The sequence below is a fragment of the Paenibacillus sp. L3-i20 genome (assembly GCF_022180385.2).
In the GTDB taxonomy this organism is placed as follows: Bacteria; Bacillota; Bacilli; order Paenibacillales; family Paenibacillaceae; genus Pristimantibacillus.
Genome location: NZ_BQME02000001.1, coordinates 2301178 through 2316885, shown reverse-complemented (window position 1 = coordinate 2316885; position 15708 = coordinate 2301178). Strand labels below are relative to the sequence as shown.

The window sequence follows — 15708 nt, the reverse complement described above, 5'->3', positions numbered from 1 at the left end:
CGTTTTCTGAATTTTGAGATTCAGCTCAGCTCCCAATCTACGCTTTCTCTGAAATAACATCCTGCAGCTTATCACATAAGCTCTGAATGCTGTCATTTTTCATCCGATAGCTTACCCGATTAGCAATAAGACGGCTCGTAATACCAAATATAGATTCCATCTCAACGAGTCCGTTCTCTCTAAGTGTTTGCCCCGTTTCAACCATATCTACTATTCTATCGGCTAAACCGATTAGTGGGGCAAGCTCAATGGAACCATTTAGCTTAATAACCTCTACTTGTTGTCCCAACTCACGGAAATAAGCCGATGCCACGTTAGGATACTTCGTAGCTACTCTAGGCTGAATCGTCGGTTTCCAGTCAGGAAGAGCAATAACAGACATCCGACATTTCGCAATACCTAGATCCAGTAGCTCATAAACATCCTTTTTTTCTTCCATTAGCACATCTTTACCAACAATTCCGATATCCGCTACACCATATTCTACATAGGTCGGTACATCTACCGGCTTCGCCATAATGAACTCCATCTTAGCGTCTGGCAACTCTATAATGAGCTTACGAGTATCATCAAAGTCGCTTGGAATAGGCAGACCTGCTTCACGAAATAACTTCGATGCCTGCTTATAAATCCGTCCCTTTGGCATTGCCACCTTCAATATATTCTTTTCAATATTGCTGCTCATGTGGCACTGCTCCCTTCAACTGTTGTGCTAACGTAGGACCGCAGGGTTGTATAGTGTTTTCCCTTGTATACAAATGCATCAGCCGCTTCTGCAACAGCTTTAAGTCCTTCCGGTAAACTCACTACACGATCTGTCAGTACACTTTTCCCTTGGCTTCTGAGCAGCTGTGCCTCAGACAATGCCGCATCTCTGCCATCACTATCGTATACAATAAGAGTCTGCTCTTCTTTGCTATCCCTCTCGGCACCAAGCAGTTCTAGTATTCGTGTCGTCTTTAGTGCAAAGCCTGTAGCAGCAGCCGGCCGGCCGAATTGCGAGAGTAAATTGTCATAACGCCCTCCACTCACAACTGGGAATCCCATATCAGCGGCATATCCTTCGAAAGTCATTCCTGTATAATAGGAGAAATCTCCAATCATCGTCAGATCAATAAGCACATGATCACATACTCCGTAAGACTTCAGAACATCCCAAAGCTCGCACAAATGTTGAATCGATTTGCGAGCTGTCTCATCCGAGCTTAACAAGATCGCTTGATCGCATATTTCTTGTCCGCCGCGTAGCCGCACGATACCTTCCAATACACGACGTGCAGGCTCCTCTAACGACAGCTTACGCAACTGCTCACGATAGCCAACATGGTCTCGACCGAGTAAACAAGCCTTTAGAAGCTTCTGCTCCTCATCACGACCAGCTAACATCTCCTCCAACAATCCGTTCAAAAATCCTACATGTCCGATCGCTATCTTGAACCGTTCCACACCAGCTGCCTTAAGTGAAGCAATTGCGAGTGCAACAACCTCAGCATCCGCTTCCGCTGATGAGTCGCCAACAAGCTCAACTCCCGTTTGGAAAAATTCAGCTTCGCGCCCAGCCTCTTCTTCAATAGAACGAAATACATTGGAATGATATGACAACCGTATTGGAAATTCTTCTTCTTTCAATAACGAAGACACTACCCTCGCAATTGGAGCTGTCATATCCGATCGCAGAACAAGAGTAGTTCCGCGATTATTTAGCAGCTTATATAATTTCTGGTCAGACGTTGAGCTTGCAACGCCTACCGTATCGTAATATTCCATCGTTGGTGTAATAATTTGCTCATAGCCCCAGCCTTGCATACAAGCAAGTACTTCACGCTCAATATGCCTTAGTTTCTTAACCGCAGCAGGCAAATAATCTTTAACGCCAATTGGCTTTTCAAACATCTTTGGTTTAGACATTGGCAATCTCCTTTGAGTACTTTCATGCATTAAAGTGCTACCATGTTACCATGCTAACAAAATAAAGAGTTAGTCGTAATATTAGCATGCTTATTACTTACTCGTCAAGCAGATACTGGACTCGTTTGTCACTAAAAAAAAGATGCCCTAAGGCATCCACTGTACGGTACTGACCGAACAAACCGTCTTACAGATATTGCCTCGCAAACGCTGTCATTACTAGTTAGGCTGTAATTGATTCTTTCTTTTTCTTTTCGATATGTTGAATTGGATTCCCTCCAACGAATGCATGAGCAGGAACATCCTTATTCACCAAGGAGCCCGCTGCAACAACAGCATGATCACCTATCGTAACACCAGGTAAAATTGTTGTATTGGCACCGATCATGACATGATCACCAATTTTCACATCGCCTAGTCGATACTCTTTAATGAGATATTCATGAGTTAAAATTGTCGTATTATACCCAATGATCGTGTTTTTCCCCACACTAATCCGTTCAGGGAAAAACACGTCCACCATTACCATTAGGGCGAAGGCAGTGTGTTCTCCTACCTTCATCCCTAGTACATGCCGATATAGCCAATTTTTCCATGACAATATTGGACAGTAGCGAGCAATCTGAATAATTATAAAGTTACTAATACCCTTTACTCTGCTGACGGTCGAATATATTTGCCACAGTGCATTCGGTCCCTCTACAGGATACCGTTCAACGTCTCTCAAGTGGGCTCACCCCATCTAAATGAATGAATACAATTCTTTCATATCATCAATTACATAAGATGCTCCTGCATCTTTAAGAACTTGACCACCCTTAAGCGACCACGCTACTCCAACTGCAATTGCACCCGCTGCAACTGCAGACTGCATATCCACCGTACTGTCTCCAACCATAATCGTTGTTGCAGGATCAGCTCCAAGTTGCTCAATCGCTTTACTTACCGGTTCTGGATGTGGCTTTGGATGAGTTACATCATCTATGGATACGATTGTATCCACATATTCATTGATGCCGACAAACTTGAGACCTCTCTCAGTTGTTAACCTCATTTTGGTCGTTACAATGCCAACTTGGATGCCTTGACTGTGGAGCTGTTCCATTACTTCAACAACATGATCAAACGGCTTGACCATCTCATCATGCAAACGAAGATTAACTTCACGATAAGCTGCTACTAAGGGACTTACTTCATCCAGTCTAGAAAACAGCTTCATCTGGTCAGTCAATGGCTGTCCCATGCTTGGTATAATATGTTCACGACTAAAGTCTTCTGGCACATAACCTTTTAAAGATTCTAAGAACGATTTAATAATAAGCTCATTTGTATCCAAGATGGTTCCATCCAAATCGAATAACACTGTACGTATTTTTTTCATAACTGTACTTGCCTCCTAGATATTTTCATCCATATTTGCTTGTATGGTGTATGTGAGACCTTCTCTATGGATTTATCCACCTTGAGGCTTGCACACTTTGAGCAACTTGTTTATCTGTTTATCTGTTTGCCTTGTTTGTTTTACTTATCTTGCTTTTCTTTCCCTTTTTTACTCGTTGTTTCTTCTACACTTGCTACTTGCTCGCCATTACGTTCAGGACGAGTTGTAATGACAGGATCTGAATAATAAACAGGAACCTTAATCGTTATACGTCTTACAATAATAAATATAATTGCCCCGATAATAAGCAACAGAGCTATCGCCTGTGAAATACGAATATTTCCATAGGATGGATCCAAATATCCTGGATCGAATACTCCATTCATTGGTGACCATAGTCCATTAATCACATCAGCCAACCAACTTGGACCGATAAATGCCAAGCTGTCCGTTCTTAATCCTTCAATAAAGAATCTTCCGATGGAGTACCAGATGAAGTAAGCAGCCATTAGCTCTCCAGCTCGCAAAAATTTCTGACGACGAAGAATGCACAATACCGCTAATCCAACTAAGCACCACAGTGATTCATACAAAAATGCTGGATGACGGAATGCGCCTTCCGGAAAAGCACTATCCACAATAAACATGTTGTCAACGATAAATTTAGGGATAAATAATGTATTTCTTAGGAACTCCTCACTTACAGGACCTCCATATGCTTCTTGATTTATAAAGTTGCCCCAACGTCCAATCAACTGTCCTACCAAAAGCCCCGGTACACTTATATCTACAATTCGCCAGAAGCTATAACCTTTATATTTGGAGTAGATGATCCCGCATAAAAATGCGCCGATAATCGCCCCATAAATGGCTATTCCACCTTCCCAAATTTTAAAAACATCAAGAGGATTATCCTTGTAATCTTCCCATGAAAACGCAACGTAATAAATACGTGCTACAATTATAGCTGATGGCGCACCAATCAGTAGAAGATCCATAAAAAAGTCCGGTTTAATTCCGAAGCGCTTACCCTCTTGACTCTGCACTATCAAACCAATAAGAGCACCTAAACCTAATATCAATCCGTACCAGCGTACCGATAAAGGTCCTATCTCGAATACAACTGGATCTATTGCGAGTGTATACATTGTTCCTATCTACTCCTTTATCCGTAATTGGCCAATCTCTAAACCTTTTTATCCATTACTGCATCAATCGAAGTCATCCGCATCATCTGCAATCGTTTCAGTCAGCTTGTTCGTAAACTGTAGTGCCGCATTATATCCCATACGCTTGAGTCGGAAGTTCATAGCCGCAACCTCGATAATAACTGCTAAGTTACGACCCGGTCGAACGGGAATTGTAACGAGTGGAACATCCGTATCGATAATACGAGTCGTCTCTTCGTCAAGACCAAGTCGATCATATTGTTTGTCTTGCTGCCAGTTCTCTAGCTTAATAACGAGTCCAATCCGCTTTTGCGTTCGGACAGCACCCGCACCAAATAGCGTCATCACATTGATAATTCCTAGACCACGAATTTCGAGCAAATGACGGATAAGTTCCGGTGCAGTACCATGAAGCTGACCATCAGACGTTTGGCGAATTTCTACTGCATCATCCGCAATTAGTCGATGGCTTCGCTTAACAAGCTCAAGCGCCGTCTCACTTTTACCAATCCCGCTTCCACCCGTAATAAGCATTCCAACGCCGTATACGTCTACAAGAACACCATGGATAGTTGCAGTCGGAGCCAGCTTGCGCTCTAGAAAATCAGTAATTCTACTTGAAAGAATAGTCGTCGCTACATTACTTCGAAGGACAGGAATATTCGTTTCGTTTGATTGTTCAATCAATTCTTTAGGTGCTTCCAGCCCTCTGGTTAAAATAATACATGGTGTCTCTTCATGACAAAGACGCACCATCCGATTTTTTCTTTCTTCGCTATCGAGCATGTTCAGGAACGATACTTCCGTTCTTCCTAGAAGTTGTACACGCTCACTTGGATGGTAGTGAAAGTATCCTGCCATTTCAAGACCAGGTCGATATAGATCATCGACAAGAATATTGCGCTTCAGTCCGTCCTCACCCGCTACTATTTCCATTTGAAACTGTTTCACTAGCTCAGACACTTTAACCTTTTTCGGCACTATATAGACCTCCTTCATAGAGCAATGGCATTATATGATTATGTATACGTTTTTCCCAATGTCTTCATCGTAATGCAAATAGGCGCCGAACGCAACGTTGCCATTGCTCGGCGCCTACTCTTTATTTAATCTTCACAACTATATTCTCCAAGACATAACCCGGATATTGCCCAATCTCGAACGTAAGTGGCTGAACATAGTATCTTCTCGGAATGCGATAATTATAAGTACCCATCAAACTTTCGCCTACGCCATCAGGATCACCTCTCACACTGTTCCCGTCAGATTCAAATTGAAATTCATTACCTTCTGCGTCTTTAAATGAACTATTATATTTGAACAATTCATATCCTCGCATCACTTTACCTGGATCATCACCTTGCTCTAACTCCATAGTTACATCAATATGATTATCCTTCTTCGTAACTTCCGCTAATGACACCTTCGAATCCGGTGCTGCAATAATCTCCCCAGTATCCGTATTCATTACTAGTTTTAAATCCCGTTCAGTCATCATTAATCCTTTTGAAGTAAGTGTTAACTGCTTAGGCTTTTGGAAATAACTACTTTGAAAATGTCTAGTGATTTGATTATCCAACTCTCCCCTACCCACATTCGTCTTATAAATTATTCCACGCTCATCAACGAGTTCCAAATCAATAAAATCATTTAACTGTTTTGAGTTATGAGGATCACTTTCGATGTCGATAGATACTTGAAGCGGTGTTATTAGCGCTGAACGAATCGTTAATTTTTGACCAGCGACCTCAATCGTTTTGTTCACTTCGATATGTTCAACCATTCCTGCGAATTTATTATGATCAATTGGTATGTTTACTTTTAACCACTCCGTACCTACCTGAAGCTTAAATTGAATCTCATGGGGCACAGGCGCATCTGGTGACATTAAAATATCTAAATATTCCTGTACTCCACCATTCTTATCTACAACTTCCTCCGAAGTATTATAAGACATTATCGATGCTACAATACTATCCCCATTTTCATCTCTTAGATCATACTTAAGAAATGACGTATCTTCTTCATTAATACCTGGTCCCTCAGCCGTATAAAAAAGAACGATGCGCTGGGAGTCAGCAATAACTCCATTTACAGTAAACTTAAAACCGTTTCGCTCATCGGACACATTTATAGGTTGCATAAAGTCATTATTGATGGCTGATAGTAATGACTTATCATAAGAAATCATCTCTACAAAACGACTAAATCCCGGGATCTCCTTCATCACAGCAGCAAAAACGGGAGAAATTCGGACAAAGGCAGTTAACATTAACATCAAACAAATTGCCGCAGCACCCATCTGTAAAGTGATCCGTGTTCTTCTTTGTTTTATAGATCTTTTGCGTCCCTGAATTACCCCATTCAATATGACTGCATCCAACTTTTGCTGCAGCTCAGAATGTCCTTCTACATTCATTAAAGAATTAATCTCTTGTTTATCTTTCATCAATTTTTCTATTTCAAGCTCAAAATGATCGTCCCGCTCCTTGTCATCCTTCTTCCACGATTGTTCCATGACGAAGCACCCCCTCTCCGTTGTTCATACTCTGTCTCATTTGTTTCAGCGCCTTATGCAGCCAAGTTTTAATCGTTCCATCTGGCTTATCCAGTAACTGAGCTATTTCTGTAATTGTCATGTCTCTATAATATTTCAGCACGATTACCATGCGATAATTTGGCGGCAATTTCGCAATTTCTTCCGCCATACCCATCCGCTCTATTACTTCATGTCTAGATTCTGGTCCGCCCAGGTGAATGATTTTGTCACTATTTGATGGTTTCTCTCGTTTTTTCTTCTTTCTTTCATCCATACAAACATTTATCAGTATTCTAATCATCCAAGTCGTAAATAACCCTTCATCACGTAAGCTTTTGCGCTTCGTCCACACACGACAAATTGTTTCTTGAATGGCTTCCAGTGCATCCGATTCGTTCCTCATATAGGCAAAAGCGATCCCATACATTTTATTTTTGTCGCTTTCTATTTTTCTTAGCAGCGCTTCATCATCTTTTCGAAAATCACCCATAGACATTTCTTCATTGTTCATGCCTTCCCTCCCAGACCTTGCAGCTTGCTCCGCTTGGTATCCATTAGACGTTTCAACTCAACAAACGGTTTTGTTCCTCCAAAAAATTAACAAAAAAAGAGCCCTCGGAAAATCCGAAGACTCTTTTATATACGATTAATTAGCTTTCAAAAATGTTAAGTTCAGTCTCTTTATCGAACAAGTGAACCTTGTTCATATCAAGAGCTAGTTTAACAGTTGCACCGTCACGAAGACCTGAGCGGCCATCTACACGAGCGATTACTGTTTCTGTGCCGATACCGTTAAGGTATAGGTACATTTCGTGACCAAGGTTTTCCGCAACCTCTACAATCGCATTAACGATTGTGTTAGGGGATGCTTCAAGGAATACTGGCTCTTCATGAATATCTTCTGGGCGTGTGCCAAGAATAACTTCTTTACCAATATAACCTTTGGAACGAAGAGTAGCAGCCTTGCCTTCAGGAACAACAACGTCAACGCCTGAAGCTTTGAATCGAACTGTTCCACCTTGCTCAGTCAAGGAACCAGTGATGAAGTTCATGGAAGGAGCACCGATGAAGCCTGCCACGAAAATGTTTACTGGGTTGTTGTAAAGCACTTCTGGAGAAGCCGTTTGTTGAATGAAACCATCCTTCATAACAACGATACGGTCACCCATCGTCATTGCTTCGATTTGGTCATGTGTTACGTAGATTGTAGTTGTTTCAAGGCGTTTCGTCAGCTTGCTGATCTCAGCACGCATTTGTCCACGAAGTTTAGCATCCAAGTTGGAAAGAGGCTCATCCATCAAGAATACTTGCGGCTCACGAACGATCGCACGGCCTAGAGCAACACGTTGACGTTGACCACCAGAAAGTGCTTTTGGTTTACGGTCAAGCAAATGCTCGATATCTAGAATTTTAGCAGCTTCACGAACACGTTTGTCGATGTCTGCTTTTTTGAATTTACGAAGTTTAAGACCAAATGCCATGTTTTGGTAAACGTTCATATGCGGGTAAAGTGCATATGATTGGAATACCATCGCGATATCGCGATCTTTAGGAGCTACGTCATTTACAAGACGGTCGCCGATGAACAATTTACCTTCCGAAATTTCTTCAAGACCTGCAATCATACGGAGAGTAGTCGATTTACCGCAGCCGGATGGTCCGACCAATACGAGAAATTCTTTGTCCTTGATGTCTAGGTTTACATCCGTTACTGATGCTTTGTCTGATCCCGGATATTTTTTGTAAATGCCTTCTAAGCGTACGCCTGCCATGATAAGTTATCCCCCTAAAAAGAAATATCGTTATAGGTCTATCTTATCCCACAGTTAGTCTTGTGACTATGCACATACTTTACAAAAAAATTAATTCCTTTTCGTAACTTTGTACAAAAGTAATATAATCTTTACCAAAACAGCATCTCTAAACTGGCGAACATCAAGTCCTGTCTCCTGTTTTAGCTTGTCCAACCGATAAAGAAGTGTATTTCGATGTATATACAGCTTTTTGGCTGTTTCACTTACGTTACAATCTAATGAGAAAAATGTCTCTAACGTAGCAAGCATCTCTACCTCAACAAATAAATCGGTACGCTTCAATGATTGCTCCAAATATTTTGCACGATGCACTTCTGGTATTGCGTTTAATAACCTCTCTAGCTGCATCATCCACGGACGATGAATATTCGTGCCTACATGAAATTTTCTGCCTAAGTTAATCGTTTCTCGAAGTGTTAATGTCGTCTCTATCATTGCTCTTGCTGGTGCTACTGGATAAGTAACAGCGAGATGACACTCGCCTAACCACTCGCTTGCCAACATTTCATGAAGCCCAAGCGCAATATACGCTAAGCTATCTTCAATTGACTCTTCTTCAGAATGATCAAATACTTCAGCATCTTCATCTTTTAGCAAAGTGAGTGGTCCCCATATAAGCCATTCTTGGCTTTTGAGTGGAATTAACAATATTTCATCGGACAAAAATGATCTTAGAAGCTTCTCTAATTCTAAAAATGAACTTCCTGCAGCTGCTGATTGTTCTGTTATAAGTAGGAATGGTATCATTTCGTGATATAGTCGGTTGCCCACTGTAAGATGGTCAGGCAAGGAATGAATTGGCTCACTAGACTCAAGCTGTTCCCCTATCCACTCATTTAACTTCATTGCTAAACGTTCCGAATCGGACATAGAAGCCGTCATCTTCTGCATTTTATGCCTATTTGCCAGCTGTAATGTCCAACTGACCAGTTCCTTTTCCTTTTCACTCATGGCATTACCACTCACAATAAGGACCGTTAATGTCTTCCCATCTACTTCAGCAATAAACCATGTATTATTCTGCTTAACTCCCCATAGACCTGGTGATACTCTATCATTCATACTTCCAACATTAGAAATTGAATCTGAATCTTCGATAAATTTTTCCCAATCTGATACGTCTTTTGTGGTTACTTGAATTGGACAGTTTAATATTTGCTCCAGCGGCTTTAACCAGTCTGTCGTACTCATATTTGTGCTCCACTCTCCATGAAAGGCGCTCTTTTCCGTCATTGTACCACATCAACCAATCTTATTCAGCACTGCGATCCTCAATTGACCCGTTAATAGGTTCATGATAGTCTTTAACTGAGAAAACATATTTTTCAGATTAAAACATATAAAATAAATCTACTATACAATTCATCCAGTTCGTCGATGAACTTAAAGGAGATGCATTTCAATGTCTAATTCAATTGTTATTATCTCAGGAAGTCCGAATGCTACATCACGCCTAAACGGCATTATCGATTATGTAAATACTGCATTAGACAAAGAAGGATACCCCGTTAAAACGATAACGGTCGTCACTTTACCTTCTGAAGATTTGATACATTCTCGCTTTGGCAGCCCAAGTATTGTGGAAGCAAACCATTTAGTAGAAAATGCTGCAGCAGTCATTATTGCAAGTCCTGTATATAAAGCTTCTTATACCGGTGTTCTAAAAACGTATATTGACTTGCTTCCGCAAAATGGTTTAGAGGGCAAATTAGTATTACCATTGTTTATCGGGGGAACACTAGCACACCTCCTATCTATCGACTATTCCCTTAAGCCGGTATTGGCATCGATGGGTGCACGTCACTTCATAAAAGGCGTATATGCAACTGATGATCAAGTAGATCGCATCCAAGACGGATCGAGCATAACTAAATTCGAAGTGAAAGAGGAGTTATCGGGACGACTTCAAGCTTCCGTTCAAGAATTAATTGAGGAACTTAGCCTTAGATCCCGTCTCTCTTAAAATAAACCAAAAAAGCTACATGCGAGTCACGAAGACTCTTCCATGTAGCTTTTTATCGTTATATCGTTAGTTCCTCGCTTCTATTTCATCTACAAACGTCCATGCTTCACTCGCTGGAATCACATCTACTTTAATGTAACGACCATTAATACTGCTCAGATTTGTTAAGCGATACGTATGTGTCAGATCATTGCTGCTGTGAGCTGGTTTAGCTACTGTACCAACATCCGTGAAACTGCTATTGTCCGAAGATACTGAAAACCGTACTTCTTTGGGTAAAAAAATGTAAACAGACTCTACTTGAAGGAAATTTGCTTTCATTTCTCTAATCGATTGTGATTGACCGAGATCAATTACAAAACTATACGGTGCAGAAGTATTCCTGCCTTGCCATGCTCCATCTCCATAGTCCGTAGAACCATGTAAACCATTTGTTAATTCTATACGCTCTGAGTCAGGGTAAGAACTATTATCCGGAGTCGAATGAGTGTAGGATTTACCCGCCGACAAAATATTTGGATAAGCATCTACTGGTGTAATTACTGATAGCATAGTGGTCATAGGAGAATGGTTGCCAGCTCCATCAAAAGCTCTAACCGAATATGTATACGAAGTGTTCGGCAGTAGCCACTTGTCCGTAAAACTAGTAGCTGCATTATAATTCGTGTGAACGATATTTCCGTTGCGTAAGATTTGATAGCCTGCAACACCAGTATTATCGATGGATGTCATCCACTTTAAGTTAACCGTCGTTGAATCTGTTGCCGTTAGCGTCATATCCGCTGGCACCGAAGGTGCAGTTGAATCCATTATACTTGTAGTCAAATAATTTCTATAGGTCGCATAATACACAGGATTGACGGTTTGCGGACTCATATAATGGTTAAAACTGAAGCTCGTGTAGTGACTTACGTAAGGCTGTACTGCCCGCATATTTGCTATCATAAGCTCCATATTCATCGGATTATAGTTCTTATCAAAATTTTCGGCATTCGCCCAGAGTACCGTGCTTGATCCAGATGCGATTATCGCATTTTTTGTCGCTGCAAACCAACTCGCTAATTCTGCTGTATTCGCATGGTTCGCACCTACGCCATCCTGCACAGCTACAATATCGATATTAGCTCGGCTCAAAATGTAACTCCACATTGACTCCCAGCCTGCAGGTGTCATTCCACCAGCAACATTAAAAAAAGGAGAAATCATAATCGGAAGCCCAGGTGTAATTAAATCTGCTACTGATGTTACTTTATTATAAAAATCAGTCAATCGTTGCCATTCCACTGATGTCGGCAAGTGCCAATTATCTACTTCAAAACTCAAGTACCAACCTTTGAATGAAGAGTAGCTTCCGTATTTGCTCCATAAATCTCCAACCAATTGTTCAGAAATTGACGCTTGCTCGTTAAGCCAGCTGACATTATTAGCATAGTGCTTAAACCAATCATCATTGGCTTGGAGACCAATATAAATATCAATTCCGTATTGTGCACCCATCTGAAGTGCCTGGCCAATAATATCGTTAGACGTATTTTGCACTAGTCCTGATACCGAAGTTGGATAAGTCGATGTTCCGTTCTTTGTATCAGCTGACCATTGTAAGATCAAATGATTAATACCAACTTCCTTCATGGACTGAAATTCTTTTTGCCAGTCATTTTGACTCCACTTATCTGCAAGCTGTGGTTGTAGGAAAGTTCCGCCTAATCTTACAATACCCGTAGAAATAGGAAGCGCCTCCATAACTCTCCACTCATCAAGAAACGACCATGTACTAGAAGTACTACTGACGATCATTTCGACATATCTTGCTGTTATAGGTGATGCGGAAGAACAGTTGTAAGAGATGCGAGCAATATCATTGCTTTCCCCTTGTTGACCAAGTGAACATGCTTTTTGAAATGAAACATTATCAGATGAATAATTGAATGAGACCTGCGTTGGTGTTTGTATTCCTGCTCCAGTATATTTGTAAAAGCCAGCATCGAATTGTTGAAACGTTTTTGCTGAACCTAAGTCAACTGAAATTGTATAGCTGCTTTGATTGAATCTTCCCTGCCATGCTTGATCGGCAAGGAACGGTGTTGCTGTCAGACCATCAGTAAGCTCTTTTCCTCCACTATCTGGATAGGAGACATCAGATGTAACGCTTGACGAATAACTGCTGCCAGCTAGTAGATTAACAGCATTTGCTGAAATAGAAGCTGCTGGCATAACGCATGTTAGTATAACGATTATACAAAGTACCATTAGTATATTTTTATGGATCTTCCTCGATGGCAAAGCACTTCTCATGAATCATTCTCTCCTTAAGATTTGATTTAAAGAAAATGTGCTAGTTACATATTTAACAATGTTCTTATTTCTAAGACTTTACTGAAATCCTATTACTTATATTTTATCGTTATTTTTTCAGTCATTACTTATAGCTTCCGAATCATAATTGCTTTTCACTCCTGTTCTTCTCATGTTGTTTGGTTAAGAAGGATATATTCCTCCACTCATTAGTTTGTAAAATATCACCAAAATAATTATAGTACTTACTCTAATCATTATCAATAATTTTACAAATCATATGTATTGTTGGTTCATTTGATATCTTATTGTATGTTGGATATCAACTTTTTTATAGTTATAATCAAATAACCCCTGCTACTAAATAGTAGCAGGGGTTATTTGATTATTAATATGATTAGATGGAAAACTATCCGGAGTATACACATACAGCTTAGCTATACTATTTTTTGCAAACAAAAAAGAGAGGCTTGGCCTCTCTCTTTATTAGACGTTCATGGATTTAAATACTGGTGAGCCATGAAGGACTCGAACCTTCGACACCCTGATTAAAAGTCAGGTGCTCTACCAACTGAGCTAATGGCTCTTGATGTAAAAATGGTGGAGGATGATGGATTCGAACCACCGAACTCGAAGAGAGCAGATTTACAGTCTGCCGTGTTTAGCCACTTCACTAATCCTCCACGTGCTGTGTCTGACTGCCAAAAGCAGAAAGAAACTATGGTGGCTCGGGACGGAATCGAACCGCCGACACGAGGATTTTCAGTCCTCTGCTCTACCGACTGAGCTACCGAGCCTTACCTTTTTAAAAAAATGGCGGAGCTGACGGGATTCGAACCCGCGGTCTCCTGCGTGACAGGCAGGCATGTTGGGCCACTACACCACAGCTCCGCAATAAAATAATGGTGGAGGATGACGGGATCGAACCGCCGACCCTCTGCTTGTAAGGCAGATGCTCTCCCAGCTGAGCTAATCCTCCATATGGTAGCGGCGAAGGGGATCGAACCCCCGACCTCACGGGTATGAACCGTACGCTCTAGCCAGCTGAGCTACACCGCCACATTTTGCACCCCGATAAGTGTCACTTGAAGCGCTCGGGGTCGCTATCAAGGTCAGATAATGACATAACCAAATGTCATGTACAAATCAATTAGTTTTTATGGAGCTTGTCCATATCAACATTATGATTGCACCCTGAAAACTGGATACGAAAGAATAGCTTGAATTACTTTAGCTGTTGTTTGTAGGTTGTATGATCCAGGTAATTTTCTCATTGTCTTCGACAAGGAAGAAAACACCGATACAAACATTATAGGATAAGCCCTCGACCGATTAGTATTCGTCAGCTCCGTACATTACTGCACTTCCACCCCGAACCTATCAACCTCGTCGTCTTCAAGGGGTCTTACATACTGGGAAATCTCATCTTGAGGGGGGCTTCACGCTTAGATGCTTTCAGCGTTTATCCCGTCCGTACTTGGCTACCCAGCTATGCTCCTGGCGGAACAACTGGTACACCAGCGGTACGTCCATCCCGGTCCTCTCGTACTAAGGACAGCTCCTCTCAAATTTCCTACGCCCGCGACAGATAGGGACCGAACTGTCTCACGACGTTCTGAACCCAGCTCGCGTACCGCTTTAATGGGCGAACAGCCCAACCCTTGGGACCTACTTCAGCCCCAGGATGCGATGAGCCGACATCGAGGTGCCAAACCTCCCCGTCGATGTGGACTCTTGGGGGAGATAAGCCTGTTATCCCCAGGGTAGCTTTTATCCGTTGAGCGATGGCCCTTCCATTCGGTACCACCGGATCACTAAGCCCGACTTTCGTCCCTGCTCGACTTGTAGGTCTCGCAGTCAAGCTCCCTTATGCCTTTGCACTCTTCGAATGATTTCCAACCATTCTGAGGGAACCTTTGGGCGCCTCCGTTACATTTTAGGAGGCGACCGCCCCAGTCAAACTGCCCGCCTGACACGGTCCCTCTACCGGTTTCACGGTAGTAGGTTAGAACTCCGATACGATCAGGGTGGTATCCCAACGTCGCCTCCACACAAGCTGGCGCTCATGCTTCAATGGCTCCCACCTATCCTGTACAGATCGTACCAAAGTCCAATATCAAGCTGCAGTAAAGCTCCATGGGGTCTTTCCGTCTTGTCGCGGGTAACCTGCATCTTCACAGGTATTAAAATTTCACCGGATCTCTCGTTGAGACAGCGCCCAATTCGTTACGCCATTCGTGCGGGTCAGAATTTACCTGACAAGGAATTTCGCTACCTTAGGACCGTTATAGTTACGGCCGCCGTTTACTGGGGCTTCGGTTCACAGCTTCGGATTGCTCCTAACCGCTCCCCTTAACCTTCCAGCACCGGGCAGGCGTCAGCCCGTATACTTCGCCTTACGGCTTCGCACAGACCTGTGTTTTTGCTAAACAGTCGATTGGGCCTATTCACTGCGGCCCCCTCGGGCTATTAACCCTACCGAGGCACCCCTTCTCCCGAAGTTACGGGGTCATTTTGCCGAGTTCCTTAACGAGAGTTCTTCCGCGCGCCTTAGCATGCTCTGCTCGCCTACCTGTGTCGGTTTGCGGTACGGGCACCTTGATCTAACTAGAGGCTTTTCTTGACAGCCGGAGTACATG

General features: G+C 42.1%; 12 protein-coding genes, 6 tRNA genes and 1 rRNA gene (1 of these 19 only partly in view). 1 reads left to right on the top strand and 18 read right to left on the bottom strand.

Going from position 1 to position 15708, the window contains the following annotated elements:
• Window positions 1-37: 37 nt before the first annotated feature.
• The 10 genes from hisG to MFF31_RS10835 all read right to left on the bottom strand — a co-directional run bounded on the left by hisG (window position 38) and on the right by MFF31_RS10835 (window position 10002).
• A complete protein-coding gene (gene hisG / locus MFF31_RS10880) occupies window positions 38-685 on the bottom strand; it encodes an ATP phosphoribosyltransferase (protein WP_238188017.1) in 648 nt (215 codons plus the stop codon).
• Complete coding sequence (locus MFF31_RS10875) at window positions 682-1908, bottom strand: ATP phosphoribosyltransferase regulatory subunit (protein WP_238188016.1); 1227 nt, start codon at window positions 1906-1908, stop codon at window positions 682-684. The genes hisG and MFF31_RS10875 overlap by 4 nt, the downstream gene beginning before the upstream one ends.
• 223 nt (window positions 1909-2131) lie before the next feature.
• The gene (locus MFF31_RS10870) at window positions 2132-2635 is read right to left on the bottom strand and encodes an acyltransferase (protein WP_238188015.1); all 504 of its coding nucleotides are present in this window, start codon (window positions 2633-2635) and stop codon (window positions 2132-2134) included.
• A 15-nt stretch (window positions 2636-2650) separates the two neighbouring features.
• On the bottom strand, window positions 2651-3289 hold the full coding sequence (gene ppaX / locus MFF31_RS10865) for a pyrophosphatase PpaX (protein ID WP_238188014.1): 639 nt from the start codon (window positions 3287-3289) through the stop codon (window positions 2651-2653).
• A gap of 140 nt (window positions 3290-3429) precedes the next feature.
• Window positions 3430-4437, bottom strand: a complete 1008-nt coding sequence (lgt, locus tag MFF31_RS10860; RefSeq protein ID WP_238188013.1) for a prolipoprotein diacylglyceryl transferase — start codon at window positions 4435-4437, stop codon at window positions 3430-3432.
• A 63-nt stretch (window positions 4438-4500) separates the two neighbouring features.
• Window positions 4501-5439, bottom strand: coding sequence for an HPr(Ser) kinase/phosphatase (gene hprK, locus MFF31_RS10855; RefSeq protein ID WP_282570445.1), 939 nt, complete (start codon window positions 5437-5439; stop codon window positions 4501-4503).
• A gap of 121 nt (window positions 5440-5560) precedes the next feature.
• Window positions 5561-6976: a DUF4179 domain-containing protein gene (locus MFF31_RS10850; RefSeq protein ID WP_238188011.1), complete on the bottom strand. Its 1416-nt coding sequence runs from the start codon at window positions 6974-6976 to the stop codon at window positions 5561-5563.
• Window positions 6951-7508: a sigma-70 family RNA polymerase sigma factor gene (locus tag MFF31_RS10845; protein ID WP_238188010.1), complete on the bottom strand. Its 558-nt coding sequence runs from the start codon at window positions 7506-7508 to the stop codon at window positions 6951-6953. The genes MFF31_RS10850 and MFF31_RS10845 overlap by 26 nt, the downstream gene beginning before the upstream one ends.
• Before the next feature lie 139 nt (window positions 7509-7647).
• Window positions 7648-8769, bottom strand: coding sequence for an ABC transporter ATP-binding protein (locus MFF31_RS10840; protein WP_238188009.1), 1122 nt, complete (start codon window positions 8767-8769; stop codon window positions 7648-7650).
• 90 nt (window positions 8770-8859) lie between these two features.
• The gene (locus MFF31_RS10835) at window positions 8860-10002 is read right to left on the bottom strand and encodes a PucR family transcriptional regulator (protein WP_238188008.1); all 1143 of its coding nucleotides are present in this window, start codon (window positions 10000-10002) and stop codon (window positions 8860-8862) included.
• Between the two features lie 211 nt (window positions 10003-10213).
• On the opposite strand from MFF31_RS10835, the gene ssuE reads away from it, so the two are divergent.
• The gene (ssuE, locus tag MFF31_RS10830) at window positions 10214-10774 is read left to right on the top strand and encodes an NADPH-dependent FMN reductase (RefSeq protein ID WP_238188007.1); all 561 of its coding nucleotides are present in this window, start codon (window positions 10214-10216) and stop codon (window positions 10772-10774) included.
• Window positions 10775-10840: 66 nt separating this feature from the next.
• On the opposite strand, the gene MFF31_RS10825 is transcribed toward ssuE, so the two are convergent.
• The 8 genes from MFF31_RS10825 to MFF31_RS10790 all read right to left on the bottom strand — a co-directional run.
• Entirely contained in the window at window positions 10841-13069 is a 2229-nt protein-coding gene (locus MFF31_RS10825) for a DUF4434 domain-containing protein (RefSeq protein ID WP_238188006.1), read from the bottom strand.
• A gap of 510 nt (window positions 13070-13579) precedes the next feature.
• Window positions 13580-13655: transfer RNA gene (locus MFF31_RS10820), tRNA-Lys, on the bottom strand.
• A gap of 12 nt (window positions 13656-13667) precedes the next feature.
• Window positions 13668-13752: transfer RNA gene (locus MFF31_RS10815), tRNA-Tyr, on the bottom strand.
• A 38-nt stretch (window positions 13753-13790) separates the two neighbouring features.
• Window positions 13791-13866: transfer RNA gene (locus tag MFF31_RS10810), tRNA-Phe, on the bottom strand.
• 17 nt (window positions 13867-13883) lie between these two features.
• Window positions 13884-13960: transfer RNA gene (locus MFF31_RS10805), tRNA-Asp, on the bottom strand.
• A gap of 12 nt (window positions 13961-13972) precedes the next feature.
• Window positions 13973-14048, bottom strand: a tRNA-Val gene (locus tag MFF31_RS10800).
• Window positions 14049-14051: 3 nt separating this feature from the next.
• Window positions 14052-14128: transfer RNA gene (locus tag MFF31_RS10795), tRNA-Met, on the bottom strand.
• Window positions 14129-14381: 253 nt separating this feature from the next.
• Window positions 14382-15708 (bottom strand): 23S ribosomal RNA (locus tag MFF31_RS10790) (it continues 1604 nt past the right edge of the window).